The sequence below is a fragment of the Haemophilus paraphrohaemolyticus genome (genome assembly GCF_002015045.1).
Classification (GTDB): domain Bacteria; phylum Pseudomonadota; class Gammaproteobacteria; order Enterobacterales; family Pasteurellaceae; genus Haemophilus_A; species Haemophilus_A paraphrohaemolyticus.
The window spans coordinates 405,444-419,765 of record NZ_MUXX01000012.1 but is presented as its reverse complement, the minus strand read 5'-3'; the positions used below and the strand labels follow the sequence as shown (position 1 = coordinate 419,765).

General features: G+C 40.9%; 13 protein-coding genes. 11 read left to right on the top strand and 2 right to left on the bottom strand.

Features of this window, described 5'->3' with window-relative positions; genetic code table 11:
* The first annotated feature begins 160 nt into the window (after positions 1-160).
* Positions 161-2,761 carry a type I DNA topoisomerase gene (topA, locus tag B0184_RS07525; protein WP_005709862.1) on the top strand — a complete coding sequence of 867 codons (2,601 nt, stop codon included), beginning with the start codon at positions 161-163 and terminating at the stop codon, positions 2,759-2,761.
* Positions 2,762-2,878: 117 nt separating this feature from the next.
* Positions 2,879-3,070 (top strand): alternative ribosome-rescue factor A, encoded by a 192-nt coding sequence (locus B0184_RS07520; RefSeq protein ID WP_005706305.1) that lies wholly within the window; start codon positions 2,879-2,881, stop codon positions 3,068-3,070.
* A 21-nt stretch (positions 3,071-3,091) separates the two neighbouring features.
* On the opposite strand, the gene cysZ is transcribed toward B0184_RS07520, so the two are convergent.
* Positions 3,092-3,940, bottom strand: a complete 849-nt coding sequence (gene cysZ / locus B0184_RS07515; protein ID WP_005709898.1) for a sulfate transporter CysZ — start codon at positions 3,938-3,940, stop codon at positions 3,092-3,094.
* Between the two features lie 105 nt (positions 3,941-4,045).
* Between cysZ and zipA the strand changes: the two genes are divergently transcribed.
* The 9 genes from zipA (at position 4,046) to nanQ (ending at position 13,456) form a co-directional block, all read left to right on the top strand.
* Entirely contained in the window at positions 4,046-4,984 is a 939-nt protein-coding gene (zipA, locus tag B0184_RS07510; RefSeq protein WP_005710027.1) for a cell division protein ZipA, read from the top strand.
* Between the two features lie 79 nt (positions 4,985-5,063).
* Positions 5,064-7,106 (top strand): NAD-dependent DNA ligase LigA, encoded by a 2,043-nt coding sequence (ligA, locus tag B0184_RS07505; RefSeq protein WP_039851662.1) that lies wholly within the window; start codon positions 5,064-5,066, stop codon positions 7,104-7,106.
* A 214-nt stretch (positions 7,107-7,320) separates the two neighbouring features.
* On the top strand, positions 7,321-8,010 hold the full coding sequence (locus tag B0184_RS07500) for a putative N-acetylmannosamine-6-phosphate 2-epimerase (RefSeq protein WP_005709906.1): 690 nt from the start codon (positions 7,321-7,323) through the stop codon (positions 8,008-8,010).
* An 11-nt stretch (positions 8,011-8,021) separates the two neighbouring features.
* Entirely contained in the window at positions 8,022-8,921 is a 900-nt protein-coding gene (locus tag B0184_RS07495; RefSeq protein WP_005709887.1) for an N-acetylmannosamine kinase, read from the top strand.
* A 16-nt stretch (positions 8,922-8,937) separates the two neighbouring features.
* Complete coding sequence (locus tag B0184_RS07490; protein ID WP_005709981.1) at positions 8,938-9,804, top strand: MurR/RpiR family transcriptional regulator; 867 nt, start codon at positions 8,938-8,940, stop codon at positions 9,802-9,804.
* A gap of 18 nt (positions 9,805-9,822) precedes the next feature.
* Positions 9,823-10,701 (top strand): N-acetylneuraminate lyase, encoded by an 879-nt coding sequence (nanA, locus tag B0184_RS07485; RefSeq protein WP_005709907.1) that lies wholly within the window; start codon positions 9,823-9,825, stop codon positions 10,699-10,701.
* Positions 10,702-10,828: 127 nt separating this feature from the next.
* Positions 10,829-11,641 (top strand): glucosamine-6-phosphate deaminase, encoded by an 813-nt coding sequence (gene nagB / locus B0184_RS07480; protein WP_005709888.1) that lies wholly within the window; start codon positions 10,829-10,831, stop codon positions 11,639-11,641.
* Positions 11,642-11,777: 136 nt separating this feature from the next.
* Positions 11,778-12,923, top strand: coding sequence for an N-acetylglucosamine-6-phosphate deacetylase (gene nagA / locus B0184_RS07475; protein ID WP_005709918.1), 1,146 nt, complete (start codon positions 11,778-11,780; stop codon positions 12,921-12,923).
* Positions 12,924-12,982: 59 nt separating this feature from the next.
* Positions 12,983-13,456, top strand: coding sequence for an N-acetylneuraminate anomerase (nanQ, locus tag B0184_RS07470; protein WP_005709985.1), 474 nt, complete (start codon positions 12,983-12,985; stop codon positions 13,454-13,456).
* Between the two features lie 68 nt (positions 13,457-13,524).
* Here nanQ and bioD read toward each other — a convergent pair whose 3' ends face one another.
* Positions 13,525-14,244, bottom strand: coding sequence for a dethiobiotin synthase (bioD, locus tag B0184_RS07465; RefSeq protein WP_005709941.1), 720 nt, complete (start codon positions 14,242-14,244; stop codon positions 13,525-13,527).
* Between the last annotated feature and the right edge of the window lie 78 nt (positions 14,245-14,322).

Below are 14,322 nucleotides of genomic sequence, written 5' to 3'. Positions count from 1 at the left end.
TTTTGTGAGATGAATCACATTTTTAAGAATAGTTTTGTTGAGCTTGTTTTATGCAATTACCACTTAATTTAGATCTTTATGTTGTAATTTACTTGTAGCCTTGTTATTGTAAAAATAGTAAGCGGAAAAGCATTTTTATTTTTTATATTAGGAAATAGCAATGGGTAAATCATTAGTTATTGTTGAGTCACCAGCCAAAGCGAAAACAATCAATAAATACTTAGGCAGTGACTATGTGGTGAAATCAAGTGTCGGGCATATTCGGGATTTGCCAAAAAGTGGCTCAGAAGAAAAAACGGAACGAGCGAAACCGGTTTCAACCAAAGGAATGAGTGCCGAAGAAAAGGCAAAAGTAAAAGCGGAAAAAGAGCGTAATGCCTTGGTAAAACGGATGGGGATCGATCCTTATCACGGTTGGAAAGCGAATTACCAAATTATGCCTGATAAACTGAAAGTGGTTTCAGAGCTCAAAACTTTAGCGAAAAAAGCCGAGCATATTTATCTCGCAACTGACTTGGATAGAGAAGGGGAGGCGATTGCGTGGCATTTACGTGAGGTGATTGGTGGTGATGAGAGCCGTTTTAGCCGCGTAGTGTTTAACGAAATTACCAAAAATGCGATTAGAAAAGCGTTTGAAAAGCCAGAGCATCTGAATATCGACCGTGTAAACGCACAACAAACTCGCCGCTTTTTAGATCGCGTGGTGGGCTTTATGGTCTCGCCGTTACTTTGGAAAAAAGTGGCGCGAGGTTTATCGGCAGGTCGAGTGCAATCTGTTGCGGTAAAATTATTGGTGGAACGTGAACGTGAGATTAAAGCCTTCCAACCTGAAGAGTTTTGGGAAATTGTGGCGGATACGCAAGCGAATGGCAAAAAATTACCGCTTGATCTGACAAATTATCTTGGCAAAAAATGGCAAGTGAAGAACGAAAAAGAGGCCATGCAAGCGGTTAAAAACTTGCAACAATCTGCGTTTATCGTTACCGATATTGAGAAAAAACCGACCAGCTCAAAAGCAAGTCCGCCATTCATCACTTCAACGCTTCAACAAACGGCAAGCACTCGTTTGGGATTTGGCGTGAAAAAAACGATGATGTTGGCTCAACGCTTATACGAAGCGGGTTATATTACCTATATGCGTACAGACTCGACTAACCTCAGCCAAGATGCGTTAAATATGGCTCGTGGTTATATCGACAAACAGCTTGGCTCGCAATATTTACCCGAAAAACCGAATTTCTACTCTAGCCGTGAAAATGCTCAAGAGGCTCACGAAGCAATTCGCCCATCAGATGTAAATGTCACAATGGGGGATTTATCGGGTATGGATAAAGATGCTGAACGTTTATACGACTTGATTTGGCGTCGTTTCTTAGCGTGCCAAATGTTACCTGCCCAATATGATTCAACCAACTTGACTGTGACTGCTGGCAATTACGAATTAAAAGCGAAAGGTCGTGTATTACGTTTTGATGGTTGGACAAAAGTCTTGCCTGTACAAGGTAAAACGGCAGAAGACCAAGAGTTACCAAATGTTGCTTTAAATGAAGAATTGACGTTACAAGCGGTTAATCCTAGCCAACATTTTACCAAACCGCCTGCACGTTATTCAGAAGCAGCATTAGTGCGTGAGTTGGAAAAACGTGGTATTGGTCGCCCTTCAACTTATGCCTCGATTATTTCTACCATTCAAGAGCGTGGTTATGTGCACGTAGAAAACCGCCGTTTCTATGCAGAAAAAATGGGTGAGATCGTAACTGATCGTTTAAATGAATCATTCGGTGATTTAATGAACTATGATTTCACAGCGAATATGGAAGAGACTCTCGACCAAATCGCAGAAGGCAATAAAAACTGGATTGATGCGTTAAATGCCTTCTTTAAAGACTTCTCCGAGCAATTAACCCAAGCTGAATTGGACGAATTACAAGGCGGAATGAAGCCGAACAGCATTGTGCCAACCAATATTGATTGTCCAACTTGTGGACGCAAAATGGCAATTCGCACCGCCTCAACAGGGGTATTCTTGGGTTGTACTGGTTATGCATTACCACCGAAAGAGCGTTGCAAAACTACAATGAATTTAATTCCTGAAGAGGAATTGATTAACGTATTAGACGAAGATTCAGAAACTAAGGCGTTAATGGCACGTAAACGTTGTCCGAAATGTGATTCGGCGATGGATAGCTACATTATCGATCCTCATCGTAAATTACACGTGTGCGGTAATAACCCAAACTGTGATGGTTATTTGGTGGAAGAAGGTACATTCAAAATTAAAGGCTATGATGGTCCTATCGTGGAATGTGATAAATGTGGTGCGGATATGCACTTAAAACTGGGGCGTTTCGGCAAATATATGGGCTGTACCAACTGTGATAACACCCGTAAAATTCTGAAAAACGGTGAAGTTGCACCACCGCGTGAAGAGCCAATTCCATTCCCAGAATTAAGATGTGAAAAAGCAGATGCCTATTTTGTATTGCGTGATAGTGCAGTTGGAGTGTTTATGTCGGCACATAATTTCCCGAAAGTCCGTGAAAGCCGACCTGCAAAAGTGAGCGAATTAGCCCAATATCGCGACCGCTTACCAGAAAAACTGCAATATTTGGCAGATGCACCATTAACTGATCCTGAAGGTAATCCAGCAATTATTAGTTTCAGCCGTAAAGAGAAACGTCAATATGTGACATCTGAAAAGAACGGAAAGAAAACGAAATGGATTATGGATTATGTTGATGGAAAGTGGGTAACGCGTTAATTTCATGTTAAATCAAGGCAGACTGATAAAGTCTGCCTTATGTACAAACTGTATCAAATTTGTCACAATAGCAACTGCGTAGGACGCAAAAGAAATTAACTCAATAAGGAAACTAATATGACAAAAAATCAGTATGCCCATCAACGGGGCAAAATTAACGATAGTGCAGTTAAAGCATTAGTGACGGATCCACTTTTTCGCACGCGAGTGGAACGCAATAAAAAAGGCAAAGGTAGCTACCAGCGTCACGAAAAACATAAAGGTGCAAACCGAGGCGAAAGCCCATTTAAAATAAACCGATTATTTTAAATGGGCTTTTTCTTTGGTTTGTTATTTCACCTCATAATTTTCAGAATGAGTAGTTATATCCTTTCCTGTTGATGTACGGAAAGTATAATTTGCTCGTTCAAACTCACCTGCTGCATTATCTAAAAAGAACTGGCGATACTCTTCCACCCACATTGCTGTTGCGCCACAAACAGCGACAGGCATAACTACAAAATTCACAAACGGAATCATAGTAAACAGGCTCACTAAAGTGCCAAATGTGTAATTCATCCATTTATTCTGACTTAAGGCATTACGCATACGTGGGAAGCTGATTTTATGATTATCAAACGGGTAGTCGCAATATTGAATAGCAATCATCCAAGCCCCGAAAATAAAGGCAAGCACAGGCACAGCTGTTTGCCCTAAAACGGGCACAAAACCAAGGAAAAACAAAGCAATTAAACGTGGCACGCTATACATCATTTTTTGCCATTCGCGTTTTAACATACGTGGAATATCTTTAAGCATACCAAATAGTGAGGTGTCGCCAAGCGGTTGATTCGTAAGCTGCAATTCCACTTTTTCGGATAATAGTGCATTAAATGGGGCGGCAATAAAATTTGCCAGTGTAGTAAAGGCAAAGTAAAAACCGACCAACAATAATACGAAAATCAGAGGGATAAGGATAAACGAAAGCCAATCTAGCCAAGAAGGAAGCAGAAGTTCGAACCAATGGTTCATGCTACTTAAGAAAAACCAAGAGAGCCCGATAATCAGCAATACGTTAATGATTAAGGGGATGATGACAAATGGTAAGAATTTTTTCTGTGCCAGTAAGCTCCAGCCTTTGATGAAATAATGAAAACCTGCGGAAATTTGATTTTGTGGAGATGAAAATAACAATGACATAAAAACCTTAAATGCTCAAAATTTTGTTTGAAATATGGTAAGCTATACCATCTTTTTTCGCAAATAGTGAATCTTAAATTTTTAGATGATTTTCTGAGAGGACTTATGGAACTTCATATTATTTTCTTTATTTTGGCTGGATTACTTATTGCAGTACTTATTGGCTCGAGTATTCTGTCTAATCGCCGTGAAAAATCACGTATTTTTTCGAATACATTTTCTCAACGACCACCATCAAGCCCTATACATTCTCAGCATATGCCATCTGATGACCGTCATTTTGATTTGCAAGAGCAAACACAAGAGAGAGTTAATCAGACTGAAATTGATATTCCCTCCTCAGTAGAAATTCAACGTGATGTAGAAAACTCGCTTAGTGAAATTAAAATTCGCATACCTGGACAAGAGGCTAATAATAACACTACTCCAGAATTTATTCGCTCAGAGGTATCAACTTATGGTCAATCACAACAAACGGTTTATGAGCCACAACCTGAACGTCCAATTTTTGTGAATACAACAGAAATAACGCAGAAGTATGAAAATGATTATGTAGATAATAGCGTAGCCACCTCTCCTATTTACGAACAATCAGTTCAAGCAGTTGTGGTGGAAGCCCCTACACAATCTGAGCCAGAAATCCCTGCTGATATTATTACGCTTTATGTAGTGTCTGCGGAAGGTTATCAATTTGAAGGTGAGCATGTAGTGCAATGCTTAGAAGCATTAGGCTTTGAATATGGTGAATATAATATTTTCCATCGTCATAAACATTTGGGGAATAACAATTCGCCTGTGATTTTTAGTGTTGCGAATATGATGCAACCTGGCGTGTTTGATCTTAACAATTTAAAAGATTTTTCAACCATTGGTTTAGTGATTTTTATGCATCTACCAACCGATGGCAATCCACAAACCAATTTAAGATTGATGCTGCAAAGCACAGAGCGTTTGGCAAGCGCATTAAACGGCTTTGTATTAAACGATCGTCGCGAAATCTTTGATGAAAATTCTCGCATTGAATATTTAAAACGCGTGAGCTAATCATCTGCAAACTTTTTAGAAAATGGACCGCTTGCAAGCGGTCTTTTTTATCGACCCTTTTACTAAATTCGAGTTTACTATGCCTTTATTTGCAAACACTTCAAATCAACAAGTAATTTCAGCAACAGAGTTGGAACAACTTCGCCAAACATTGCGTAAATATGAATATCACTACCACGTGTTAGATAATCCTCTTGTGCCAGATGCGGAATATGACCGCTTAATGAACGAACTCAAAGCGATTGAAAAAGCTCATCCCGAATTTATTACCGCCGATTCGCCAACACAACGAGTTGGTGCAAAACCGCTTTCAGGCTTTACGCAAATTACCCATGAATTGCCAATGCTTTCTCTTGATAATGCCTTCTCAAATGACGAATTATTAGGCTTTTTACGCCGCATTGAAGGGCAAATTCATCGCAACCCTGAAACGATAGAGTTTTGCTGCGAGCCTAAGTTAGACGGTTTGGCTGTCAGTATTTTGTATGTCAATGGCGTGCTTACTCAAGCCGCAACACGAGGTGATGGCACCACGGGCGAAGATATTACCGCCAACGTTCGCACTATTCGCAATGTACCGCTACGTTTGAATACGGATAATCCGCCAGCTCGCCTTGAAGTACGTGGTGAGGTGTTTATGCCTCAAAAAGGCTTTAATGCGTTAAACGAAAGAGCTTTAGAGCACGGCGAGAAAACCTTTGCAAACCCACGTAATGCGGCGGCGGGATCGCTTCGACAGTTAGATCCTAAAATTACTGCACAACGCCCACTTACACTGAATGCGTACGGTATCGGTATTTATGAGGCAGAGCAGCCTTTACCAAACACGCATTTCGATCGTCTGCAGTGGTTAAAATCGATTGGTATTCCTGTTAATAACGAAATTTGCCTTGCCAAAGGAGTAGAACAGTTAGCTGAATTTTATACGGATATTCAAACCAAACGCCCAAATTTGGGCTACGACATTGATGGTACGGTGTTAAAAGTTAACGACATCGCCTTACAAGAGCAGCTTGGCTTTATCTCTCGTTCGCCACGCTGGGCGATTGCCTATAAATTCCCTGCACAAGAAGAGATGACCGTGCTTAATGATGTGGAATTTCAAGTGGGACGAACAGGGGCGATTACGCCTGTAGCGAAGCTTGAACCTGTATTTGTGGCAGGGGTTACGGTCAGCAATGCGACGTTACACAATGGCGATGAAATTGATCGTCTTGGTATTGCGATTGGGGATACCGTGATTATTCGTCGTGCGGGAGATGTGATTCCACAAATTATTGGCGTGGTGACAGAACGTCGCCCTACTAATGCAAAAAAAATCGTATTTCCGACCGCTTGTCCTGTGTGTGAATCGGCAGTGGTTCGCGTAGATGGCGAAGCGGTAGCTCGTTGTACAGGTGGGCTGTTCTGCGAAGCCCAACGCAAAGAGGCGTTAAAACACTTTGTTTCTCGCAAAGCAATGGATATTGAAGGCGTGGGAGAGAAGTTGATCGAGCAATTGATGGCAAGCGAACTCATTAAAACGCCAGCAGATCTGTTTAAGCTCAATAAAACGATCTTGATGCGATTAGAGCGAATGGGAGAAAAATCGGCTCAAAATGTCCTAAATAGCTTAGAAAAAGCGAAACAAACCACCTTGCCTCGTTTCCTTTTTGCATTGGGTATTCGTGATGTAGGTGAATCAACTGCGTTGAATTTGGCTAACCATTTTGGCACGCTTGAGGCAATCCAAGTGGCAACCTTTGAGCAATTGCAAGCGGTGCAAGATGTGGGCGAAGTGGTGGCAAATCGTATCGTTTCATTCTGGAAAGAGCCGCATAATGTCGCCGTCGTAGAAGATTTGCAAGCACAAGGTATTCATTGGCAAACAGTTGAAAAAGTCGAAATTGCTGACAATCCACTGAAAGATAAAAATGTGGTTTTGACTGGCACATTAAGTCAATTAACCCGTGATCAAGCCAAAGCGTTATTGCAAGGCTTAGGTTGTAAGGTTTCTAGTTCAGTTTCAAGTAAAACGGATTACCTGATTGCAGGTGAAAAAGCAGGTTCGAAATTGACCAAAGCACAAGAGTTGGGGGTGAAAGTGTTATCTGAACAAGAGTTTATTGATTTGATGAAGTAGAGTAGTTAGTAATTACTTTGACAAAGTAGGGAGTTTTAGTCGTAGTCGAGTAAAACTTCCTATTTATTTACTTCAAAAATGAGACCTAGATCACACTTTTAAAAATACACTTCAAAAATCTGTTTAAAATGGAGTTTTCTTTTCATATAATACGGGAAATCAAAATTTTAGGCATTCCTTATTCCAAAATGGTTCTTATCTCAAGGAGTTTTATATGTCGAAATTATCTCATCAAGAAGTGCTTTCTCAAATTCAATATGGTCTTATTTCTTCTTGCCAACCTGTCGATGATGGTCCGATGGATAAACCTGAAATCGTTTCTGCAATGGCACAGGCTTCTGTTGTGGGCGGTGCATCTGGTTTGCGTATTGAAGGGGTTGATAACCTTAAAGCAACCCGCCCTTTTGTGAATATTCCAATTATTGGGATTGTCAAACGTGATTTGCCTGATAGCCCCGTGCGTATTACTCCATTCTTACAAGATATTGAAGATTTAGCCAATGCGGGCGCAGATATTATTGCGGTAGATGGAACGAACCGTCCGCGCCCTGTGGATATTGCTAGTGCGGTGAAAAAAATTCATGAGATGGGCTGTTTAGCAATGGCAGACTGCTCAAATTTAGAAGAAGGCTTATATTGTAAAGAACTTGGTTTTGATATTATCGGTAGTACGATGTCAGGTTACACAGGTGGTAAAGTGCCTGAAGAGCCGGATTATCAATTAGTGCGTGATTTGAAATCTGCGGGTTGTTTTGTGATGGCGGAAGGGCGTTATAATACACCAGAACTTACTAAAGTGGCGATTGAAATTGGTGCAGATTGTGTGACTGTAGGTTCAGCATTAACTCGTTTGGAACATATTGTGAGTTGGTTTGCAACAGCAATTAAATCGGCAAGAAAATAAAGGACAAAACTATGCGATGTTTAGCACTAGACATTGGCGGGACGAAAATTGCCGCAGCAATTGTAAAAAATGGTGTGATTGAGCAACGCCAACAAATTCATACACCGCGTGAAAATGTGGTGGAGGGAATGCACCAAGCGTTAGCAAAACTGCTTGCCGATTATGCAGGGCTGTTTGATTATGTTGCGGTCGCTTCAACGGGCATTATCAATAATGGTGTATTAACCGCATTAAATCCAAAGAATTTGGGCGGTTTGGCGGAATTTCCGCTTAAAGCGAGCATTGCAAAACATACCGATAAGCCAATTGGCTTGTTAAATGATGCACAAGCAGCGACTTACGCAGAATATCAATTGCAGAATCATGAACAAGTGTCGAACTTCGCATTTATTACCGTTTCAACAGGTGTTGGCGGAGGCATTGTGTTAAGCCAATCCTTACAGACAGGCTCTCACGGTATTGCGGGGCATATTGGGCATATGTTGGCTGATCCAAGTGGCCCAATGTGCGGTTGTGGTCGTCGAGGTTGTGTCGAAGCAATTGCTGCTGGGCGTGCAATTGAGGCAGTTGCTTCGCAATGGGATAATCCATGCGAGCCTAAAGAGGTTTTTGAGCGTTTTAGAAAAGGCGATGCAAAATCGACCGCTTTAGTGGGGCGTTCTGCGAAAGCAATCGCCAATTTAGTCGCAGATTTAGTGATTGGCTTAGATATTCAAAAAATCGCAATTGGCGGTAGTGTAGGGTTAGCTGAGGGGTATTTGCCTTTAGTGGAAAAATACTTACAAGAGCTCCCAGCAGTCTATCGTTGTGAATTAGAAGCGGCAAAATTTGGACAAGATGCGGGATTAGTAGGTGTCGCATATTGGGTGAAAGATGTGTTACTTTTGAAAGAGCCTATTTCGCACAATTAACAGGGGAGAGAAAACGATGACAAAAACATCTAGTGTATTGAGCACCATTAGTTCGCTCTATCATAGCTTAACAAAATCAGAGAAAAAAATTGCAGATACGATTTTGCTTTCACCTGATTTAGTCGTGCAAAGTCCGCTTTCTGAAATTGCTAAACATTTGGATGTAGGAGAGGCAACTTTAGTACGTTTTTGTCGAACTGTTGGATTTAAAGGATTTAGCGACTTTAAATTGGAGTTATCCATCGAATTGGCAACAAAAGAGAGCCAAGATGAGATGATGTTAGACACTGAAATTCTAGCATCAGACGATACTTTTACCATTGCACAAAAATTACAAGCTTCAATTACGAGCGTGGTGAATGAAACCATCAATCTGTTGGATTTAAAACAACTCGATAGAGTGGTGGAAGAGATTAAAAAAGCAGGCAGAGTATTTATTTTCGGGGCAGGATCTTCAGGTGTTACCGCAGAAGATGCCAAAAATAAATTGATGCGAATTGGTATTCCTGTGGATGCAACGGGCAATAATCACTTTATGTATATGCAAGCAGCATTGTTGAAAGAAAACGATGTGGCGATTGGGATTAGCCATTCAGGTTATTCACAGGAAACAGCTCATGCATTAAAAATAGCTCAACAAAATGGGGCGAAAACTGTGGCAATTACGCACAGTTTACGTTCGCCTGTGACTGAATATGCCGACTATGTGTTAGTCAATGGTAACAAACAAGGTAAACTACAAGGCGATTCGATTAGAACCAAAATCGCCCAACTCTTTGTATTAGATTTAATTTACGCTTTATTGGTGCAGAGCGAAGAAGAACAGGCTGCTAAGATTAAGCAAAAAACCCTCAATGTCATTCTTGAACAACGTGTAAAGTAAAAAATTTAGGAGAACATTATGCGTGATTTAAAAGGTATTTTCAGTGCATTATTAGTGTCATTCAACGAAGATGGCTCAATTAATGAAAAAGGTTTACGCCAAATTATTCGCCACAACATCGACAAAATGAAAGTAGATGGCTTATATGTAGGCGGTTCAACTGGCGAGAACTTTATGCTTTCGACTGAAGAAAAAAAAGAAATTTTCCGTATTGCAAAAGATGAAGCGAAAGATGAGATTGCACTAATCGCCCAAGTGGGTAGCGTAAACTTAAAAGAAGCGGTCGAATTAGGTAAATATGCGACAGAATTAGGCTACGATAGCTTATCTGCGGTAACGCCGTTCTACTACAAATTCAGCTTCCCTGAAATTAAACACTACTACGACACCATTATCGCTGAAACGGGCAACAATATGATCGTGTACTCAATCCCGTTCTTAACAGGCGTAAATATGGGCATTGAACAATTCGGCGAACTTTACAAAAACCCGAAAGTATTAGGTGTGAAATTTACTGCGGGCGATTTCTACTTATTAGAACGCTTGAAAAAAGCTTATCCAAACTATTTAATTTGGGCAGGTTTTGATGAAATGATGTTACCAGCGGCATCTTTAGGTGTGGATGGTGCAATCGGTTCAACCTTCAACGTAAACGGCGTGCGTGCTCGTCAAATCTTTGAATTAACCAAAGCGGGTAAACTCAAAGAAGCGTTAGAAATCCAACACGTCACCAACGATTTAATTGAAGGTATTTTAGCGAACGGTTTATATTTAACCATCAAAGAATTGCTCAAACTTGAAGGCGTGGATGCAGGTTATTGCCGTGAACCAATGACCGCAAAAGCAACCGATGCACAAATTGCACGAGCAAAAGAGTTGAAAGCGAAATATTTGTAATTTTCTATAAAAAATAGACCGCTTGTAGGGTGTGTGAAATGGTACATTTCACGCACCAATCTTCAATATACGTGCGTGGCATCCGCCACACGCCCTACCAGCCTATTTTTTACCACTGGAGGGTAATATGCGTTTTATTCCTTTAAAAACAGAACAACAAGTTAGCTGTTGGGCAGCACAACATATTGTAAATCGCATCAATGATTTCAAACCCACAGCCGAACGACTTTTCGTATTGGGTTTACCCACTGGTGGTACCCCATTAAAAACTTACCAAGAACTTATCCGACTTCATCAAGCAGGCAAAGTAAGCTTCAAACACGTCGTTACTTTTAATATGGACGAATACGTCAGTTTGCCTGTGGAACACCCTGAAAGCTATCATAGCTTTATGTATAACAACTTCTTCAATCACATCGACATTCTGCCTGAAAATATCAACATTCTAAACGGTAATACTGATGACCATAATGCAGAATGTCGTCGCTACGAAGAAAAAATTAAATCTTACGGTAAAATTCATCTCTTTATGGGGGGGGTTGGCGTGGATGGACACATCGCATTTAACGAACCTGCTTCCTCATTAAGCTCTCGCACTCGTATTAAAACCTTAACCCAAGATACCTTAATTGCGAACTCTCGTTTTTTCGATAATGATGTGAACAAAGTGCCAAAATATGCACTTACGATTGGCGTGGGTACGCTATTAGATGCCGAAGAAGTAATGATTTTAGCGACAGGTCATCAAAAAGCGCTTGCCGTACAAGCGGCAGTGGAGGGTAGTGTAAACCATTTATGGACCGTGAGTGCGTTACAGATGCACCGCCATTTCCTGCTAGTCTGTGATGAACCTGCGCAACAAGAGTTAAAAGTGAAAACTGTGAAATACTTTACCGAATTAGAAGGTGCGGTAGCCGGTACGGATTATCAGGATAAATAGAGATCTATTCTTCATCTTTATGTAGAGGCGAATTACATTCGCCCTATAATCACAAACAATCATAAGGCAAATCGCCCTTACGTTTAAGAGCAATATAGTTGCTACGTTAAACTGATGTTGATATTAGGAACAGAATATGAGATACGCATTAACTAACAGTGTGATCTACACTAAATACGAAATTCTACGAGATTATGCAGTAGTAATTGATGGCGAAACTATTGAAGCAGTGATCCCGCAAACTGAATTAGACGAGGACATCAAAACCATTGATTTACAAGGCAATAATTTAACCGCAGGATTTATCGACCTGCAATTAAATGGTTGTGGCGGCGTGATGTTTAACGACCAAACCACCGTTGAAACGCTTGAAATTATGCAAGCAACCAACTTGAAATCGGGTTGCACCAGCTTCCTGCCAACCTTTATTACTGCCCCTGATGAAAACATCAAAATGGCAGTAGGCGTAATGCGTGAATACCTCAACCGCCATAAAAACCAAGCATTAGGCTTGCACATTGAAGGACCTTACCTCAGTATCGAGAAAAAAGGCGTACATCGCCCAGAATATATCCGCGAAATTTCGCCTGAAATGAAAGAGTTTTTCTGCAAAAATGCAGATGTGATCACTAAAGTAACCATCGCAGCAGAAAACCCAACCATCAACTACACGCCTGATTTTGTGAAAGCCGGCATTATCGTTTCTGTAGGGCACTCGAATGCAACTTATGAAGTCGCTAAATCCGCATTCCATAAAGGCGCAAGTTTTGCGACCCACTTACACAACGCCATGTCACCAATCAGTTCTGGGCGCGCGATGGGTGTTGTCGGAGCAGTGTTAGATTCTGATGTTTATACAGGTATTATTGTCGATGGTGTTCATGTGAATTATGGCAATGTTCGAATTGATAAAAAAATCAAAGGCGATAAACTTTGCATCGTGACCGACTCACTTGCTGCAGCAGGTGCACCGCCAGAATTAGAAAGTTTCACCTTCGTGGGTAAAACCATTTACATCAAAGAAGGACGTTGTTTCGATGCTAATGGCACAATCGCAGGGGCTTCTATTACAATGATGGAATCCATCAAAAATGCGGTAGAATATGTAGAAATTCCGCTTGCTGAAGCGATCCGAATGAGTAATCTCTACCCAGCACGTGCAATTGGTGTGGATGACCGTTTAGGTTCTGTCGACAAAGGCAAAGTCGCAAACTTGGCGGTGTTTACCCCAGATTACAAAGTGATCGGCACAGTCGTGAATGGTGAATGGAAAGCGAACTAAGAGAGTTCTCTCACAAGCGGTCTATTTTTACCAAAAGTTTAAAATAAAGAGGATTTACTATGTTATACGGCGATTTATCACGTGCAGATTACGCAAAATCACTAGCTCCAGTGTTTGTGAAGTGCTGTGAGAAATTAAAAACCTTAGATTTAGCTAATTTAGAAGAGGGCTCACAAGATCTTATCGACGGCATTAAAATGAATGTAATGTCATTCGACACGGTATTACCCGAAACCAAAAAAGCAGAAATGCACCGTAAATTTATTGATATTCAGTTGCTTATTTCAGGCGAAGAGATGATTGAATATAGCGTGGCACAACCTGATTTAGCCCAATATGATGAATACCGAGATGAAGACGATTACCAACTCACTTTGACCGAAGTGTTAGAAGGCAAAAATGAAGTGGTGTTAAAACCAAATATGTTCGCGATCTTCCTACCCTATGAACCCCATAAACCAGGTAATGCCGTAAATGGTAAATGCCAAACCGTGAAGAAATTGGTGGTAAAAGTGCCGTTTGAAGCACTGTAATTGAGTTGCAAATTTAAAGAGAAACCAATGTAAAAGAGCGTTTAACTCCATTTAAAACGCTCTTTTTCTTATGCTTTGAAAAACTCCAACAACGGTTCTGGATGTTGAATGTATTGCACCAGATCTTTTTGCTCAGGGTGTCCGATATACGGAATTTGTCCGAGAAGAGGAGCGTGAATTTTTTGCTTAAGCATTTCAATTAATTCCATATAGTGTCGCAATCCAGGGTTGATGCGGTTTGCGACCCAGCCTAAAAGTGGAACGCCGCTATCTTTAATTGCTTGAGCGGTTAGTAAAGCGTGGTTGGCACAGCCTTCCTTGATGCCGACGACTAAAATCACGGGCATATTATTTTTCTGTACCCAGTCAGCAAAACTCAAATCTTTGTTAATCGGAGTAAGCCAGCCGTAAGTACCTTCCACTAATATATTAGGGTAGCTATTTTGTAGACGTGCGAGATCGGCATCCAATTTTTCCACGTGAATATTTCGAACCGCATCAAGAGCGGCAAAAACAGGTGTGCTGGAATGAATAAAGGTGTAGCTGTTAATTTCGCGATAGCCAACAGGCACTGTCGTACTATTTAAAAGCGTGACAACATCGCCATTATCTTCGCTGGCATAGTCATCCAAATTTGGCTCTGTAGGTAATTCTTCTGCTCCCCCACAGGCGATTGGTTTATAAGGCACAGCCACGATATTGTTTGCAGTTAAAACTTGCAATAATGCACGGGTTACAATCGTTTTGCCCACATCGGTGTCTGTCCCTGTAATAAATAAAGAGGGCATAGGGTATCCTTTGATTAGCTGGTTTTTAATTTACCAAGAAATAAAATAGAAAATGGTGGGCTTAAGACCCACCTGATG

Bases quoted from the DNA above. Each gene is read 5' to 3' on its own strand.
- nanA (WP_005709907.1), top strand. From the start codon at position 9,823: ATGCGTGATTTAAAAGGTATTTTCAGTGCATTATTAGTGTCATTCAAC.
- B0184_RS07490 (WP_005709981.1), top strand. From the start codon at position 8,938: ATGACAAAAACATCTAGTGTATTGAGCACCATTAGTTCGCTCTATCAT.
- B0184_RS07500 (WP_005709906.1), top strand. From the start codon at position 7,321: ATGTCGAAATTATCTCATCAAGAAGTGCTTTCTCAAATTCAATATGGT.
- nagB (WP_005709888.1), top strand. From the start codon at position 10,829: ATGCGTTTTATTCCTTTAAAAACAGAACAACAAGTTAGCTGTTGGGCA.
- zipA (WP_005710027.1), top strand. From the start codon at position 4,046: ATGGAACTTCATATTATTTTCTTTATTTTGGCTGGATTACTTATTGCA.
- cysZ (WP_005709898.1), bottom strand. From the start codon at position 3,940: ATGTCATTGTTATTTTCATCTCCACAAAATCAAATTTCCGCAGGTTTT.
- bioD (WP_005709941.1), bottom strand. From the start codon at position 14,244: ATGCCCTCTTTATTTATTACAGGGACAGACACCGATGTGGGCAAAACG.
- topA (WP_005709862.1), top strand. From the start codon at position 161: ATGGGTAAATCATTAGTTATTGTTGAGTCACCAGCCAAAGCGAAAACA.
- ligA (WP_039851662.1), top strand. From the start codon at position 5,064: ATGCCTTTATTTGCAAACACTTCAAATCAACAAGTAATTTCAGCAACA.
- B0184_RS07495 (WP_005709887.1), top strand. From the start codon at position 8,022: ATGCGATGTTTAGCACTAGACATTGGCGGGACGAAAATTGCCGCAGCA.
- nagA (WP_005709918.1), top strand. From the start codon at position 11,778: ATGAGATACGCATTAACTAACAGTGTGATCTACACTAAATACGAAATT.
- nanQ (WP_005709985.1), top strand. From the start codon at position 12,983: ATGTTATACGGCGATTTATCACGTGCAGATTACGCAAAATCACTAGCT.
- B0184_RS07520 (WP_005706305.1), top strand. From the start codon at position 2,879: ATGACAAAAAATCAGTATGCCCATCAACGGGGCAAAATTAACGATAGT.